Below are 15,694 nucleotides of genomic sequence, written 5' to 3'. Positions count from 1 at the left end.
CCAACACATGAAAATATATACCAGGAAAGGAGATAAAGGCACAACAGCGCTTTTCGGCGGCAGCCGGGTCGATAAAGACGATGTACGGGTGAACTGTTACGGTACCCTGGACGAGGTTAACTCGACTATCGGGCTGCTACGCGCTAAACTGGGCAGCGATCATGCATGGCAACCTAATCTGCATAAGATCCAGAAAGATATGATGGACATGATGTCTCACCTGGCCCGCCCTTCAGACTGTAAGAAAGAAAACCCTAATCCCAAACCGGAAGACGGCCCCGCGTTCTGTGAACAATGGATCGACGAGCTGGAAGCCGGTATGACCACAAAGTCTGACTATTTCCTCTTACCCGGCGGTAACGAAATATCAGCTCTGTGCCATGTGGTAAGAACACAGATGCGCAGAGGAGAAAGGTTACTGGTTTCTTTGATGAAAGTGGATACGGTGGATGATTATATCCTGTCGTACGTCAACCGCCTGTCTGATCTCTTCTTCATCATGAGCAGGGCTGAGATGGACAAGGCTGGTGTGGCAGAAGAGAAATGGCAATTATTCCTCTATAAACGAAAGAAAACGGTGGAGTAAATATCCACACATTATATCACGCAATAAATTGTACACTCCTTAAAAGATACAAAATGGCTACAAAAATTCCTGTTACTATCATCACAGGCTTTCTGGGTTCAGGCAAAACAACCCTGATCCGCAACCTTATTCAGAACGCCAATGGCCGCAGGCTGGCCGTTATTGTGAACGAATTTGGCGAAATGGGTATAGATGGTGAGCTCCTGAAATCATGCTGCTCCAATGAAGAAGACGTACTGGAACTGAACAACGGTTGCCTCTGTTGCACCGTACAGGAAGAATTCCTGCCTGTAATGTTACAACTGATGGAACGTAAAGATACCATCGACCATATCATCATTGAAACCTCAGGGCTGGCATTGCCCAAACCTTTACTACATGCCTTTAACTGGCCGGAGCTAAAACCACAGATCACTGTAGATGCAGTGGTAACGGTGGTAGATGTAGTCGGGCAAGCTACAGGCGAGATCTGCGATAGGGAACGTGTACATGCGCAAAGACTGGCAGACGATTCACTGGATCATGAAACACCGATCGAAGAACTGTTTGAAGACCAGTTATCCTGCGCTGACCTGGTAGTAATGACCAAGAAGGACCTGATAGATGAAAATAAATACGAAGAGGTGAGAGCCATCATCGCAGGCAAGGTACGCACAGATGTAAAGATGGTAGCAGCAGCAAATGGTGTACTGTCGGCCGAGATCCTCCTGGGCGTTAACGCAGCTGCGGAGAATGACCTGGATAGCCGCCACTCCCATCATGAAGAAGATCATGCCAATGGCCTGGAACATGAACATGATGAAGATATTGATTCCGTGGTAGTCGATATCCATGCGCCCCATACGCCGGAGACCCTCGTAGAAGCCCTGAAAGAGCTGATCGGAGAACATGAGATCTACCGTATAAAAGGCTTCATTAATGTTCCCGGTAAGCCTATGCGGATGGTGTTGCAGGGTGTATCCAAACGTTTCGATCACTATTTCGACCGTAAATGGAAAGATGGAGAAACACGTAAAACAAGCCTGGTCATTATCGGCAACGAGCTGCACGAAAAAAACCTGGGTACTGTTATCAATGAAAAACTGAGTGTAGTCAGCTAATATCATACATGCATCTTATTCCAACTATTCCGGGAGGATGGAACCCTAACGGCGAAGGGGTCTTCCATATACAACAGCAGCCAGGCGATATCGTGTTCCTGTCGGCCGCTGATACTGAGATCCATTCCCTGAACAACGCGTACAGGGAACTCTACCAGCTGGCAACAGTCGCGCCTTTGCCCGGCGGATCACCAGCAGGCAATGCTCCCCTGCCCTCACTGCGCATCGCTAACCTCGTATACCTGAAACAGGAACTGACGATCGATAAGTATGTAGAAGAAGTGGTCGGGAAAGCGAAACTGGTGATATGCCGCTTCCTGGGTGGCAGCAGTTATTATCCTTACCTGTTCGAAGCGGTCAGCATTGAGTGCGAGCTGCGGAAGATACCTGTACTATTCCTCCCGGGATATGATGTACCCGATATTGAGTTGCTCAACAGTTCCACCGTTGATCTGCATATTGCGGATACCGTCTGGAAATATCTCTGCGCAGGCGGCAGGCGGAATCACCTGCAATGCCTGCAATACATCTTTCATACTTTCTTCCGGTTACCTTATAGTTTCGAAGCCCCACAACGCTTACCGGACCTCTTCCTCTTTCACCCGGAACGGGGAATTATTCCCGGGGGAGAAGAACATACGATCATCCCCGGACGATCTTGTTCAGGAAATGCCGTAATACTCGTATATCAGACCCACTACCTGGCAGATAACCTGGAGCCGGTATATTACCTCGCAGCGGCACTCGAAAAACAGGAAATCAACCCCATTATTGCCTTTGCCAGCAATCTGCGCGACCAGGCTACCTGCGATGAGCTGTTTAGCCTGTTGAACAAGGTGGGAGCCGCGATAGATGTGATCATCAACACCACCAGTTTCTCTATAAAATCATTACTGGATGTTACCGACGATCAGTTCATTTTCAGGCAGACGAATGTACCCGTTATACAAGCCATCTTCGCCTCCTGTACAAAAGAGATCTGGCAGGAGAACCTGTTTGGCCTGACGCCTACAGATGTAGCGATGAACATTGCACTGCCGGAAATAGACGGCAGGATCATTACAACCGCCGTTTCATTTAAATCTTCTTTAGGCAGGGATACATTAACAGATTCCGATATTCTCAAATACACGACACATGAAGAAGGCTGCGATTTTGTGGTGGAGTTCGCAAAGCGCTGGATAGCCATCAGGCAGAAGGCGAATAAAGAGAAACGCATTGCCCTCATCATGCCGAACTATCCGAACAAGGATAGTCGCCTGGCGAATGGTGTAGGTTTGGATACGCCGGCCAGCATCATTGAAATACTGCATGCATTAAAAATGCACGATTATCATCTTGGAGAGTTTATACCTGCAGATAGTGCAGAGCTGATAGCGCTGATCACGCATTACATCACCAACGATATGGATACTGCTTTATACAGGCCTTACCAGGTAAGTTTGAAGATGGCGCAGTTCAAGCAATATTACGAGGCGCTGTCGCCGGTGCTAAGGCAGAAGATCGAACAGCAATGGGGCCATCCTGAAGATTCGCCCAATTACAACGCGGACGGGTTTATCATTCCCGGCTTCCTGTTGGGCAACACCTTTGTAAGCATTCAGCCCGCCCGCGGTTATAACCAGGATGTCAAAGCAATCTATCACTCTCCTGATCTGCCTCCTACCTACGCTTACCTGGCCTATTATTGCTGGGTGAACAACGTTTTCCATGCAGATGCCGTAGTGCATGTTGGCAAACATGGTAACCTGGAATGGCTGCCGGGCAAGAGTGTGGCATTGAGCAGGGATACCTGTTTCCCCGCAGTGTTATTAAACCCCATCCCTCATTTCTATCCTTTTATTATCAATGATCCTGGCGAGGGAACACAGGCAAAAAGAAGGAATCATGCTATTATCATCGATCACCTGATACCACCTATGACAAGGGCGGAGAGTTATGGCGTGCTGACAAAACTGGAACACCTGATCGATGAGTATTATGACGCTTATAGCACAGACCCCAGGCGTAGCGCCGTGATTAAAACACAGATCACACAACTCGTAACGGAAGCCAACCTGGAGGCAGATCTGCAATCGTCAGTGAAAGACATTGATGAACTGTTGGTGAAACTGGATGGCTATCTCTGTGAACTGAAAGAAGCACAGATCAGGGATGGTCTTCACATACTGGGTAAAGCGCCGGAAGGAGAACAACTTACCGACCTGCTGGTGGCCCTGCACCGGGTACCTGTAGCAGGCAGATTGGGCATCACACAAGTACTGGCAAAAGATCTGGGCCTGCCATTAGACCCGCTGAATTGTGACTACCAGGTGGCTTTCAAAGCGCGTGACCAGCATACTGCCTTCGCAGCATGCCGGATCAATGGCGATGTAATAGCCTTGTTGGAAGATTTGGCTAAAACGCTGATCAGTGACATGCTTAACGGCGCCGACATTCCCGGACAATATCCGCTTAGCAGTGAATACTGCAGGTTCATCCGCGACAATACATTACCTAAAATACAGGCTACCCGCGGGGAAATCACCAACCTCCTGCAGGGGCTGAATGGTTGTTATGTACCTTCCGGCAGTTCGGGCGCGCCTACACGCGGACGCCTGGATGTACTGCCTACGGGACGGAACTTTTTTTCAGTAGACGTGCGTGCGATCCCTACACAAACCGCCTACAACCTGGGTGTGAAGAGCTCCAACCTGATCATCGACAGGTATCTTCAGGAACACGGAGACTATCCCGAATCGATCGGACTATCAGTTTGGGGCACTTCCACTATGCGTACCGGTGGTGATGACATCGCACAGGCTTTGGCACTGATGGGTGTAAAACCTGTATGGCAGACAGCCAATAGGCGGGTGAGCGATTTTGAGATCATTCCGCTCATCACCCTGCGTCGCCCAAGAGTAGACGTGATGCTCCGCATCTCCGGCTTCTTCAGAGATGCCTTTCCTGATGTCATTTCCATCTTTAATGCGGCTGTTGAAAAAGTAGCGCAACTGGAAGAGCCTTTTGAACAGAATCCCATCAGAAAACGCTTCCTGCAGGAAAAACAGGAATGGCAGTCCAAAGGACTGGGTGAGGAAAAGGCGCATAAGCGTGCATTGTTCAGGGTGTTTGGTTCCAAACCAGGCGCTTACGGTGCAGGTTTGCAGGCCGTAATCGATGAGAAGAACTGGCAATCGCGGGAAGACCTGGCAAAGGTATATATCAACTGGAGCGGTTATGCCTATGGAGCAGACCGTATCGGTGAATCGGCACATGAAGTATTCGAGAAACGCCTGTCTGATATACAGGTGGTCATGCATAACCAGGATAACAGGGAACATGATATACTCGACTCCGACGACTATTACCAGTTCCAGGGAGGCTTGGCGAATGCCGTGCAGACCATCAAAGGCGGGCAACCTTCCATCTATTTCGGAGATCATGCACGCCCGGAAAGTCCAAGGGTAAAAAGTCTGAAACAGGAGCTATTGAAAGTTTACCGTTCCCGTGTAGTCAATCCAAAGTGGATCGCGGGCGTGAAACGACACGGCTACAAAGGTGCTTTTGAAATGGCGGCCACCATGGATTACCTGTTTGCTTATGATGCCACTACCGACCTCGTGGACGATTTCATGTACGAGGGTATCACACAGGCATATCTCTTCGATGAAGAGAACAGGCAGTTTATAGAGCAAGTTAATCCCTGGGCATTGAAAGACATGACAGAGCGTATGCTGGAGGCCATCCAACGCGGTATGTGGAAGCAACCGGAGAAAGAAACATTGGCGCGATTGCAGCAGTTGTTTGTGGATCAGGAATGAGAAACATTTTATTTAGGGTCGCGGATATACACGCAATGCAATGGTGTCATCAATGGGAAATATCAACTGGTTTGATATTTCTTCAAAGTGTAAATGCATCGGAAAGTATATATATGTTTTCATCCGTATTTAAAATTCATTTTGACAGCTCCGGAAAAAGTATTTATCTTTAAAAAGACCTCGAATTGACCGGCACATTCTTGTACAATTACAAACTGACAAAATAACTATTACCAAACAGATCATGTGAAACCCGCAGCACTGCAGGTAAACTTTGCTATTGTTTCATTCCACACCGACTCACTAACTATTCTAAACACCTACTGATCATGCAACGTAATTTCGAACGTTACCTTGGACCCGTATTTAAAAGAGCGCAACTCAATCAGATGCGGACAGAAGCGTTAAAGTCCGTCCAATTCACAGGGAAGGGAATCCAGCCGATGGAATACTCCACCTTTGAAGCTGATGAAGCTCCTATTGTAATCCCCCCTGAATTTAACGGCAAAGACTATGTGTCTTTTCTACTGTGCATCGACGCAGAGATAGAACATGGCCTGATGCTGCAGTACCTCTACGCTGCCTATAGTCTTGGCGGTCCACAGGTGCCGGAAGAACATCAGGATGATGTGCGCAGGATACAGGAGGTCATACTCGGTATTGCCAAAGAGGAAATGGGGCATTTCATTTCTGTTCAGAATGTATTGAAGCTGATAGGCGCTCCATTACACTTCGAAAGGCAGGACTATCCATGGGACACGCCCTTTTATCCTTTCCCCTTCAAGCTGGAGCCGCTATCCATGGGATCACTCGCAAAATATGTGTATGCTGAAGCACCTCCCAGCTGGCTGGAAAGCGACGATCCTGTCGCGATAGAAATTGTTAACCTTGTTAAACAGGAAGTCCCTCATCCCAATACAGTGGCCGCGCTGTTTGAGGTGCTCCGTAAACTGATCAATGATCCGAAAGTCATTCCGGACGACGCCTTTCAGGCAGAGACCTATCCTTTCCAGGCCAAGTTTGATGAATGGGGCCGGGGTTACCAGGGTGGCCACAGGGGTAATACCATGAAAGGATCCCTGCCGGGTAGTCCTGATGTTCTTGTCATGCCACTGGCCAGCAGAGATGACGCCTACAACGCCATTACCGAAATTGCAGAACAGGGGGAAGCCCCTACACACGCTAAAGGTGCACAGCCTTCACACTTCGAGCGTTTCCTGGATGTATATAATAAACTAAAGGAGATAAATCCGGATAACACCTGGTCTTTCTCCCGTAACCTGGCCGTCAATCCGGAGATACCCTCCAATTCGGACGATCCGGACTCATCCCCTTCTGAAGGTCAGAACGCCGATGAAGAAATCGACATCATCACCAATATAGAAGCACAGAACTGGGGGCACCTGTTCAATCTCCGCTACCGGATGCTGCTGAATTTCCTGACACATAGTTTTGTGCTGGACAATGGCTTCAACAATGCCGGCGCCATTTCTCCCCGCGGTATGATCATCAATTCCACTTTCGGTGAAATGTACAACCTGCGCAGTATTGCCGCTGTAATGGTACAACTGCCCCTGGAGCAGGATCCTGGTACGATCGACGCCAATACCAAGTATGCCGGTCCACCTTTCCTGGTACCATATACCCTGTCATTACCCGCCGGAGAGCATAACAGGTGGCGCGCGCACAGAGACCTCATACAGGCATCAGCACCGCTTATCCAGACATTGCTGAGCCAATCCCCCGAGCGCAATCACCGCTATCTCTATTCGCTGCTGGAAGCAGATGCAAAACTTCTGCAGGTAATAGAAGAGCTGACAAACATCTGCAGCTGTTAACTAATCAGTAAAAACAAACGTTATGCAAATCAAAGAAATCCGTATCCTACCTCCCATCGCAATAGGGCGTCTGGGCGCTTCCCCCCTGCCGGTTGACGCATATGACCTTGTAATACCAGACAATCAACCCCTTGGTTTCAGACAAATAGTACCGCAGGAAACATTCACTATCGATAATCTTCAACATACCGTCAGCGCCAGTGTGCCGGATCACATCGAATTCAAGCATCCGGCGCAAAGTGATGGCTACATTCGCCCGGTAGCACCTTTCCTGGAACTCTTTGCTATTACTTCCGACAACCCGGACATGCTCGTTCCACTTACAACATCCCTGCTGCAGAGCGCGGGCCTTAGTCTTGATAATATCAGCTGGTCCGTTACTGTCGGCAACCTGAAATTATTCCGCAGAACAGGCGATGTCAAAGACAAGATCATCGCCACCGTGGATAATATCAAAGATTCCTATGTGTACAGGCTAATTGGAGAATGCCAGAATTTTATGGATAAGGCAACACTTCCCTTAGGCGCTGTGCAGTTTATCAAGCCATCGGACGACCATCCAGGCTTAAGGTTCCGTTTCACACCAGCCGCCGGTAATGTATACGGATCTTCCACAAAGAGAATAGAAAGTGAGGGCGCTCCCCCAACCAATGATCCGGTCATTACCAGTGAAGCACAAGTATTATATGATCCTGCAAAAGGTAGCTGGCAGGGATACAGCGAGTCAGCGAAGTTCAATCCCAACTATACCATGCCCGCACAGATATTTGCAGGTTACAGCACTGCGAAGGGCGACCAGGTAAGCTGGGGGTACCTGGACGATGAATGTGACGGTATAGTCACTGCCACCCTGCAGCCCGGTGATAACAATCTTACACCACTCGTTGCTACCGCGCACATAGTGGCTGGTCCGCCGGCTTTTGCGCCCGATATCCTGCCTATCCGCGCAGTATCTGACGAACTGGAACAGATCATCCTCGGTACAGAACCTGACAAGGAAGTACCTATTGAAGTAGCGGAGGAAATCGTTCGCCGCGCCTTTGAATCCATAACGCTCATGAATACTGCTGTCATGAACGGTAACCCCATTAATGGGAGGGAAAATGTGGCCAGCACTATGGTAAGACAGGACACCAACGATTTTGGCCGCCTGTATGAACCTATTATGGCCAGCTCCATCGTCGACAACCTGGCCCTTCGTACCCTGCATGAAAGGGTCTTTAACGGGTTAAGCACCGGCGCCGCCACCTGGTTTGCCTCCGCACTCCGCAAGCCGCATAAGATCGGCGACCTCTCAGACTCAGAGCGTCGTAAAATGCCGGGCCTCATGAGGGGTGCTGACGGAAGAGCGCTGACACTCACCCACCGGATGATCCACAGTGTGATACAGGCGGCTTCCAATGCCATGTTCCAGACGGGTGGCAGCACGACGCCTCCTCCACCTGCACCACCTGTGCCGGGCCAGCCATTGAAGGCAGATGACCTCATCGCTCAATTGCACTACCGCGGTGCCGGCAATCCATACAGCGTACTGCCAAGAGCTGCCATTTCCAACTGCTTCCCGGGGCTCGAGTTTGACTTCAGGAACCTGTGGCGACATACTTTCCAGAACGTTACCATGAGTGAAAATGACAACTATGTGCTCGACGATACGACCGGCTTCAATCTCAAAGGCCGGCGGCTGGTAGCCGTGAACGGGCATCCTACCATGGTACGCGGCGAGGGGCCGGTGTTTCCCGGAGGCGACAATGTTCACCTGATGACGAAAGAGAATCCGCATGGCGCTGCCTTTATGGAATGGTCCAATCTTATTGCCGGTTTTAAACTGACGCCCGGACAAACCGTGCAGGCGCAGTTTACGGCGGGAGAAGCTACCTTACCGGTACTGGTCACGAAAGACGATCTGACTGATACCGTAAAATATCCTGTATTCTCCCTTACCGTCAACAGCTATCTGACGCCCAATACAGCTGCCCTGTCGCCTACCATCGTCAGTCCCGGAGAACTGACGCATGGCCTCTGTGCTCCCTGGCAGAACGACTACCGGGAATGCGCATGTTATTACTGGGCGGCCAGCCGGCCTGACTATGTCAATGTGGAACCAGGCGAAGACGGCCTGAGTCACGGCGATATGTGGCTGGCCAAACGACGCACTGGAGAATATGTGCCAGATAACCGCTCAGATTCCCGCCTCTTTTCTTATGATGATCTTTTCAAGGACTGGCAGGGAGAACTGAGTTTTATTATCAATGGCCGCGATGCGGTAGCATCTCCATCCACCTCCGGCAATAACAACGAACAAAACAGCGATAAAGCCGTTAAACCCGGTACGCAGGTACATCCCAATCCTTCATTAATCGATAAATAATGTCTCCTGCAGCAACACTACATAGCGGGGCTGATTCACTGGCAATAATTGCCGGTGAATTAGCCTCCCATATCAATAAAAAATCGACGCCACGATCACCGCAGGTACACCTGGTGCCTACTGCCGGCGATACCCAGTTGTTTGTTGTGAATGGCAGTCGCCTTCACAACATCCCACCCGCCATTGAAGCACGCATGCAGCAACTGCTGGAGCTACAGGATGAAGCAGGTATCGCTGGTGAGCTGATCTCCCTCGGGCTGGATATGCCCGTACTCATTAACGACGAACCACTGAAAAGTCCGAAGACATATGCGCTCTCGCTGGCTATTGCCCAGAAATGCAACATGGGCTGCACCTACTGCTATGCAGACCAGGGCGACTTTGGTGGGCCGACGAAAAACATGACGGCCAATATTGCCCGGCAATCCATAGACCTCTTACTCAAAGATTGTATACCTGGCAGCAAGGTACAGGTCACTTTCCTGGGCGGCGAACCGCTCATTAACAGGAAAGCATTGAGAGATGCCACAGTATATGCGTTTGAACAGGGCCGTCAGAAAGATGTACAGGTAAATTTCTCCCTGACCACCAATGGCACCCTGCTAAAGGAAGATGATGCAGCCTTCTTTGAAGCATACGGTTTTGCGGTCACCATCAGTCTTGATGGCATCGGCAACCAGCATGACCAGCTGCGCCCCCTGAAGAATGGCGCAGGCACCTATCAGCAGATCATTGAAAAGATCCGGCCATTGCTGGCTACCCAGCGCAGGATGCAGGTATCTGCCCGCGTAACGGTCACACCAGCTAACATGGAGCTTGCCAAGACCCTGCAGGAGTTTATAGACATGGGTTTTCATAGTGTCGGCTTTTCGCCCTTACTGCGTTCCAGCAGTGGCAAAGGTGAAATGTCCAAAGATGACCTGGAGCAGATGTTGCAGGGTATGATAGCCTGCGGCCTGCTCTTTGAGCAGCATGTCATCATGGGTAAACGCTTTCCCTTCCTCAATATGGTCAATGCATTGAAAGAAATTGCCAAAGGCACCCACAGGCCTTATCCCTGTGGCGCAGGCGCAGGCTATATGGGCGTATCCGCCGACGGTGAGCTATCAGCCTGCCATCGCTTCGTCAATGAACCGGCAGGCCATATGGGTGATCTTCTAAACGGAATAAATCCTACCTTACAGAACAACTGGTTAGCCTCAAGGCATGTACATAACCAGGAGCCCTGTAGCCGGTGCTGGGCCAGGTACCTTTGCGGAGGCGGTTGTCACCACGAGGTACTGGAAAGAGGCCGTAACGCCTGCGACTATATCCGCGGATGGCTGCACTACACCATCCAGGCCCACGAAAGGATCGCCAGAATGGCGCCCCATTGGTACAAGTAGCTATTCAAACATATTATGACCCCGGAACAAACAATTGACGTGCTTATCATTGGAGCTGGCCCCGCAGGTACCTGCGCTGCATTACGCCTGCTCGCCCTCGGCCACAAAGTGGCGCTGGCTGAAAGTGAACCCTTTCCCCGCCCGCAGATCGGCGAATCCCTATCACCCGGCATCAGGAACATTTTTGACTACCTGGATGCCGCCGGCCTGCTTACCCGACACAATTACCTGCACCAGCTGAGTGCACAGGTAATATGGGACACCACCACACCACAAACCGTCAGCGCCCCGCAACGCGGCCCGGGCGTGATGGTCGACAGAGGACAGCTCGACAAGGACCTGCTCGACCTGGCAGTAGAACGCGGACTGGCACTATATCAACCCGCCCGTTTTGAATCCTGCAAACAGACGAATGCCGGCTGGCAGTCGCAGCTCCGCCAGGACGCCCGCATTATCACCGTCCATAGCCGGTTTATTCTCGATGCCCGCGGTCGCAGGGGCAACCATATGCAGAACAGGGTGCTCACAGCCCCCCCTACAGTCGCAATATGGAGCCATTTACCGGCACATCTCATGCCGGGCGATACATTGGTGGAGGCAACAGAAAAAGGCTGGATCTGGGGCTCTCCTACCGCAGACGAACAATTCAGGACCATTGCCTTCATCGATCCGGCGGAGCTAAGAGGCAGTAACGTTCCCCAGGTATTCCATGACCTCCTGTCCCGGACGCAATTATTTCAGCAGGCGGCCAGCCGCTGGCACATCAGCGAGCTGCAGACATGTACGGTACTGACCTACGCGCATACCTCTCCCTGGCAGGCTAACTACATCCGCCTGGGTGAGGCCGCTTTCTCTCTCGACCCACTTTCTTCTACCGGCGTGGAAAAAGCCATGCGCTTTTCCCTTCAGGCGGTCATCGCGGTCAATACCATTCTTAAAAACGGTCATACGGACATGGCACAGACATTCTATGAAGACCGCATGATCGAATCCGTCAGCAGTCATACACACTGGACCAGCGGCTACTATGCACAGGCCTGGCCGGGACAGCAACATGCGTTCTGGAGGGAAAGATCTGCGCCCTTCATTGAACAGTCTCCTTCTCCGACGGCATTCTTTCTGAAGTTGAAGGATAAATTTACCCCGCCAAAAGAAAAAGGGCCTGAGCGCCTGATCAATGTACAACAGGAACTGCAACGCCTGTGGCATGAACAGGTCCGCCTCTCGTCAGCCCTGGTATTCAAAGAAACACCCTGCGTGATTGACGAGGTCCTGCAACTGCGCACCGCCATCCAGCACCCTAACCTGGAACGGGAAATGGCCTACCTGGACACAGTAGAGATCTCACCATTGCTGTCAGCTGCCAGCAAAGACGCCACTTTTGGCAGTATCGTACAGGAATGGAGCCGGTTATTACCATTCGAACAGGCTGTCCGTATTGCCTTCTTTTTGTGGGATAAGGACATCCTGTGTACCACAAGCTGATAAAAGCGTCCGGAAACGGACGGATACTATGCTGAAAGCGAACAATCAAATGGTAACATGAACATACAATCCATTGACTATAAACCCATTGCAGGGTGGCATTGGCTTTGCATCCCATCCTGACATCTGCCACTCAAACGTAACCTTATATGTTCAGGAACTATTTCATTCTCGCCATCAGGCATCTGAAGCGCAATCTTAACTATGCCACATTGAATATCATTGGGCTTACCTTAAGTATTGCCTCCTGTCTCATTATATTTCTGATCACGAAAAATGAACTGACCTTCGACACCTATCACCGCAAGGCCGACAGGACCTATCGCGTTACAATGAATGCCCTGGACTTCAACCCCAGCGTGTCCCTGGCGGTGGCGCCGGCTATGCGGACAGCCTTTCCGGAACTGGAAAGCGTTTCCCAGTACTGGCATCGTTCCGATGGTCTGGTAAAAGTGGACAACACCCGTTACATGGAGCATGAATATGCCTTTGCGGATGGTTCGTTTACGAACATCTTTGATTATGAATGGTTGTCCGGCAATCCGCACACTGCGTTGTCTGCTCCCAATACCGCCGTACTGACCGAAAGTGTGGCGCGCAGGTATTTCGGCAACCAGGACCCGATTGGCAAAACTTTCCAGCTCGACAACAACTACCTGGTGACGGTAACCGGGATTATCAGGGACCTTCCTCCGAACACAGGTATGACCTTTGGCTTCCTTGTATCCTTTGCTACCATTGAAAAGGAGATGAAGGACGCCATGAGCGAGTTCTATGCCATTGTGGGCGGCAATACATTTATCGTCGTTCCTCCTCACTATGATATTAAGAACATCGAAAGCCGTACACAGGATTTCATCAGGCAGCACTGGGGCGCCCAGATTGCGGCGGAAGCAAAGCTACTGATGCAACCACTGAAAGAGGTGCATTTCGATCAGCGCTATATACAGAGCGCCACTTCATCGCGCAATACCTACAGAGCACTGATCGCCATTGCGATCTTTATCATTGTTACTGCCTGTATCAACTTCATTAACCTGGCCACCGCACAGGCCATGAAACGTGCGAGAGAGACCAGTGTCAGAAAAGTACTGGGGGCACACCGCTTTCAACTCATACGCCAGTTCCTCGGCGAAACCAGCGTACTGGTCCTCATTACGGTGGCGCTGGGACTTGGCATCGCACACCTGGCATTACCACAGGTGGCATCCTGGTTAGACGTGCGCATCGGCATAGAGCAGTTGAATCAACCCTTGATCTATACGCTGCTGGCTGCCCTGACCTTTGTTATTATCTTACTGGCAGGTCTGTACCCTGCTTTCGTGCAATCGTCCTTTCAGCCTGCGCTCAGTCTGAAAAGCACAACCGGTCAATCATCCCGTGGCTTAACCCTTCGCAAATCACTGGTCTTCGTCCAGTTCCTGGTATCGCAGGTGCTGATCATCGGCACACTGGTAGTAGCCAAACAAATGGACTTCTTCCGGAACCAGGATCTTGGCTTCAATAAGGAAGCAGTGATTTCCTTTGTTATTCCCAACGGGGCAAAACGGGAAGTACTGGCCCAACAATTAAAGGACAATACCGGTATCAGAGAAATGTCTTTCTCCACCGGTGCACCGTCTTATAATCAAAGCTTTGGGCCTTTCTCCTGCCCGGAAAGAGGTATTACAAAAGACGACGTAGTGGAGATAAAATTCGTGGATGAAAATTTCATGAAGATGTTCGACATGAAAATGCTGGCGGGTGAAGGCATTATAGCTACAACAGTTAAAGACTCCATTCCCCGGGTAGTCGTTAACGAGGCATTGATCCGCAAACTGGGCATTAAAAAAATGGAAGATGCCATTGGCCTCAACATCATGCAGGGCCAGCGGAAACTGGAGATCAAGGGCGTCATGCAGGACTTCCAGAGTGAATCAAAACACAAGGAAAAAAGACCTTGTATCCTGTTTAACAATCCACGTGCTTTTAATACAGTTAGTGTCAGGTTGTATCCGCAGCATATGCCTGCTACCATCGCCCGCATAGAAAAAGACTGGTCAGCCCTCTTCCCTGATGATCTCTTTGCGTACGAGTTCCTGGACGATCATATAGCCGCTATGTACAAGCAGGAACAGAAACTGTATACGGCATACAGACTATTCTCCGGACTGGCCATTATCATCGGCTGCCTGGGGTTATACGGCCTGGTAGCTTTTGCCGCCGTTCAACGTCACAAAGAAATCGGGATCAGAAAAGTATTGGGTGCCTCTATTCCCGACGTCATTGTGTTGTTCGGTAAGGAATTCATACTACTGATAGCGCTGGCCTTCCTGGTAGCAACGCCGCTGTCATATTACCTGATGTACAACTGGCTGGGCAATTTTGCTTATCATATTTCGCTCAGTGCAGGCATCTTTATCGTGGCTATTCTTATTTCTGTGTTCATCGCTGCAATAACCATCGCCCATCAGTCAGTAAAAGCCGCTATATCCAGTCCGTTAAAGAGTTTGAGAACAGAGTAAGGCAGGAGGCCCTGTCTTACTTCGTAGCGTCCAGTTTGGCCCGCATAATGTTATATACGCTGACCATCACATTACTGGCCAGCAAACTTTCAGCCTGCCGGTAAGAGCACAGACCAATAACAGTAAGCTCTCCGTTCAGGGTAATTACGCCACTGAGCTGATAGTTGTACAATTGTATACTGTCACCATCCTGCCTGTAGGCACTGAGTGAACGGGTGACAGGCACTACTAAATGGAACCTTGCACTTTTGTACAGGGGTGTCCACAAGGGGCCATGATCAATACGATGAATAAACACCGCCACCGGCGGACATTCCTTTGTTCCCTGCTCTCCATATTTCTGCCCCAGGCAGTAGACCAGCAACGGTTTTCCTTTAAGGCCATCGTCCGCAACGCAGGTCATGTTCTTCAGGTCCTGCACAGATATTTTTACAATACCGGTAAAATCCGACCATGTGGTGCTGGTCGTGGATGTCGCACGGCTATTGTATAAATTCAAACTTAAACTGCCTGTTTCACGGAGAATGGTGACTACCAGAAATGGCAGCAACAGAATAAGGATAATTTTTTGCCTTCGGGTCATGGGTATCAGGGTATAATACCGGCAATATAGATACTTTGATGT

General features: G+C 50.2%; 9 protein-coding genes. 8 read left to right on the top strand and 1 reads right to left on the bottom strand.

The features are described 5' to 3' along the window. Positions 1 to 7: 7 nt before the first annotated feature. From MYF79_RS17390 to MYF79_RS17355, 8 genes are all read left to right on the top strand, one after another. Positions 8 to 586 carry a cob(I)yrinic acid a,c-diamide adenosyltransferase gene (locus MYF79_RS17390; protein ID WP_247808922.1) on the top strand — a complete coding sequence of 193 codons (579 nt, stop codon included), beginning with the start codon at positions 8 to 10 and terminating at the stop codon, positions 584 to 586. Positions 587 to 639: 53 nt separating this feature from the next. Beyond that, positions 640 to 1,686 carry a cobalamin biosynthesis protein CobW gene (gene cobW / locus MYF79_RS17385; protein WP_247808921.1) on the top strand — a complete coding sequence of 349 codons (1,047 nt, stop codon included), beginning with the start codon at positions 640 to 642 and terminating at the stop codon, positions 1,684 to 1,686. Between the two features lie 8 nt (positions 1,687 to 1,694). Beyond that, positions 1,695 to 5,489, top strand: coding sequence for a cobaltochelatase subunit CobN (gene cobN / locus MYF79_RS17380; protein ID WP_247808920.1), 3,795 nt, complete (start codon positions 1,695 to 1,697; stop codon positions 5,487 to 5,489). Between the two features lie 329 nt (positions 5,490 to 5,818). Beyond that, positions 5,819 to 7,327 carry a ferritin-like domain-containing protein gene (locus MYF79_RS17375; protein ID WP_247808919.1) on the top strand — a complete coding sequence of 503 codons (1,509 nt, stop codon included), beginning with the start codon at positions 5,819 to 5,821 and terminating at the stop codon, positions 7,325 to 7,327. Between the two features lie 22 nt (positions 7,328 to 7,349). Beyond that, on the top strand, positions 7,350 to 9,695 hold the full coding sequence (locus MYF79_RS17370) for a hypothetical protein (RefSeq protein WP_247808918.1): 2,346 nt from the start codon (positions 7,350 to 7,352) through the stop codon (positions 9,693 to 9,695). Then, positions 9,695 to 11,080, top strand: a complete 1,386-nt coding sequence (locus tag MYF79_RS17365; protein WP_247808917.1) for a radical SAM/SPASM domain-containing protein — start codon at positions 9,695 to 9,697, stop codon at positions 11,078 to 11,080. Before MYF79_RS17370 ends, MYF79_RS17365 begins: the two co-directional genes overlap by 1 nt. 15 nt (positions 11,081 to 11,095) lie before the next feature. Beyond that, the gene (locus MYF79_RS17360; RefSeq protein ID WP_247808916.1) at positions 11,096 to 12,565 is read left to right on the top strand and encodes an NAD(P)/FAD-dependent oxidoreductase; all 1,470 of its coding nucleotides are present in this window, start codon (positions 11,096 to 11,098) and stop codon (positions 12,563 to 12,565) included. Positions 12,566 to 12,714: 149 nt separating this feature from the next. Further along, positions 12,715 to 15,069, top strand: coding sequence for an ABC transporter permease (locus MYF79_RS17355; RefSeq protein ID WP_247808915.1), 2,355 nt, complete (start codon positions 12,715 to 12,717; stop codon positions 15,067 to 15,069). A gap of 16 nt (positions 15,070 to 15,085) precedes the next feature. Here the strand turns inward: MYF79_RS17355 and MYF79_RS17350 are convergent, their stop codons facing one another. Continuing rightward, positions 15,086 to 15,652: a hypothetical protein gene (locus tag MYF79_RS17350; protein WP_247808914.1), complete on the bottom strand. Its 567-nt coding sequence runs from the start codon at positions 15,650 to 15,652 to the stop codon at positions 15,086 to 15,088. Positions 15,653 to 15,694 lie beyond the last annotated feature (42 nt).

Origin of the sequence: Chitinophaga filiformis (assembly GCF_023100805.1) — a bacterium.
Lineage (GTDB): Bacteria > Bacteroidota > Bacteroidia > Chitinophagales > Chitinophagaceae > Chitinophaga > Chitinophaga filiformis_B.
The sequence above is the reverse complement of the archived record's forward strand: the minus strand, read 5'-3'. Positions and strand labels throughout refer to the sequence as shown.

Excerpts from the sequence above, each read along its gene's own strand:
- MYF79_RS17390 (WP_247808922.1), top strand. The coding sequence starts at position 8 with ATGAAAATATATACCAGGAAAGGAGATAAAGGCACAACAGCGCTTTTC.
- cobW (WP_247808921.1), top strand. The coding sequence starts at position 640 with ATGGCTACAAAAATTCCTGTTACTATCATCACAGGCTTTCTGGGTTCA.
- cobN (WP_247808920.1), top strand. The coding sequence starts at position 1,695 with ATGCATCTTATTCCAACTATTCCGGGAGGATGGAACCCTAACGGCGAA.
- MYF79_RS17375 (WP_247808919.1), top strand. The coding sequence starts at position 5,819 with ATGCAACGTAATTTCGAACGTTACCTTGGACCCGTATTTAAAAGAGCG.
- MYF79_RS17370 (WP_247808918.1), top strand. The coding sequence starts at position 7,350 with ATGCAAATCAAAGAAATCCGTATCCTACCTCCCATCGCAATAGGGCGT.
- MYF79_RS17365 (WP_247808917.1), top strand. The coding sequence starts at position 9,695 with ATGTCTCCTGCAGCAACACTACATAGCGGGGCTGATTCACTGGCAATA.
- MYF79_RS17360 (WP_247808916.1), top strand. The coding sequence starts at position 11,096 with ATGACCCCGGAACAAACAATTGACGTGCTTATCATTGGAGCTGGCCCC.
- MYF79_RS17355 (WP_247808915.1), top strand. The coding sequence starts at position 12,715 with ATGTTCAGGAACTATTTCATTCTCGCCATCAGGCATCTGAAGCGCAAT.
- MYF79_RS17350 (WP_247808914.1), bottom strand. The coding sequence starts at position 15,652 with ATGACCCGAAGGCAAAAAATTATCCTTATTCTGTTGCTGCCATTTCTG.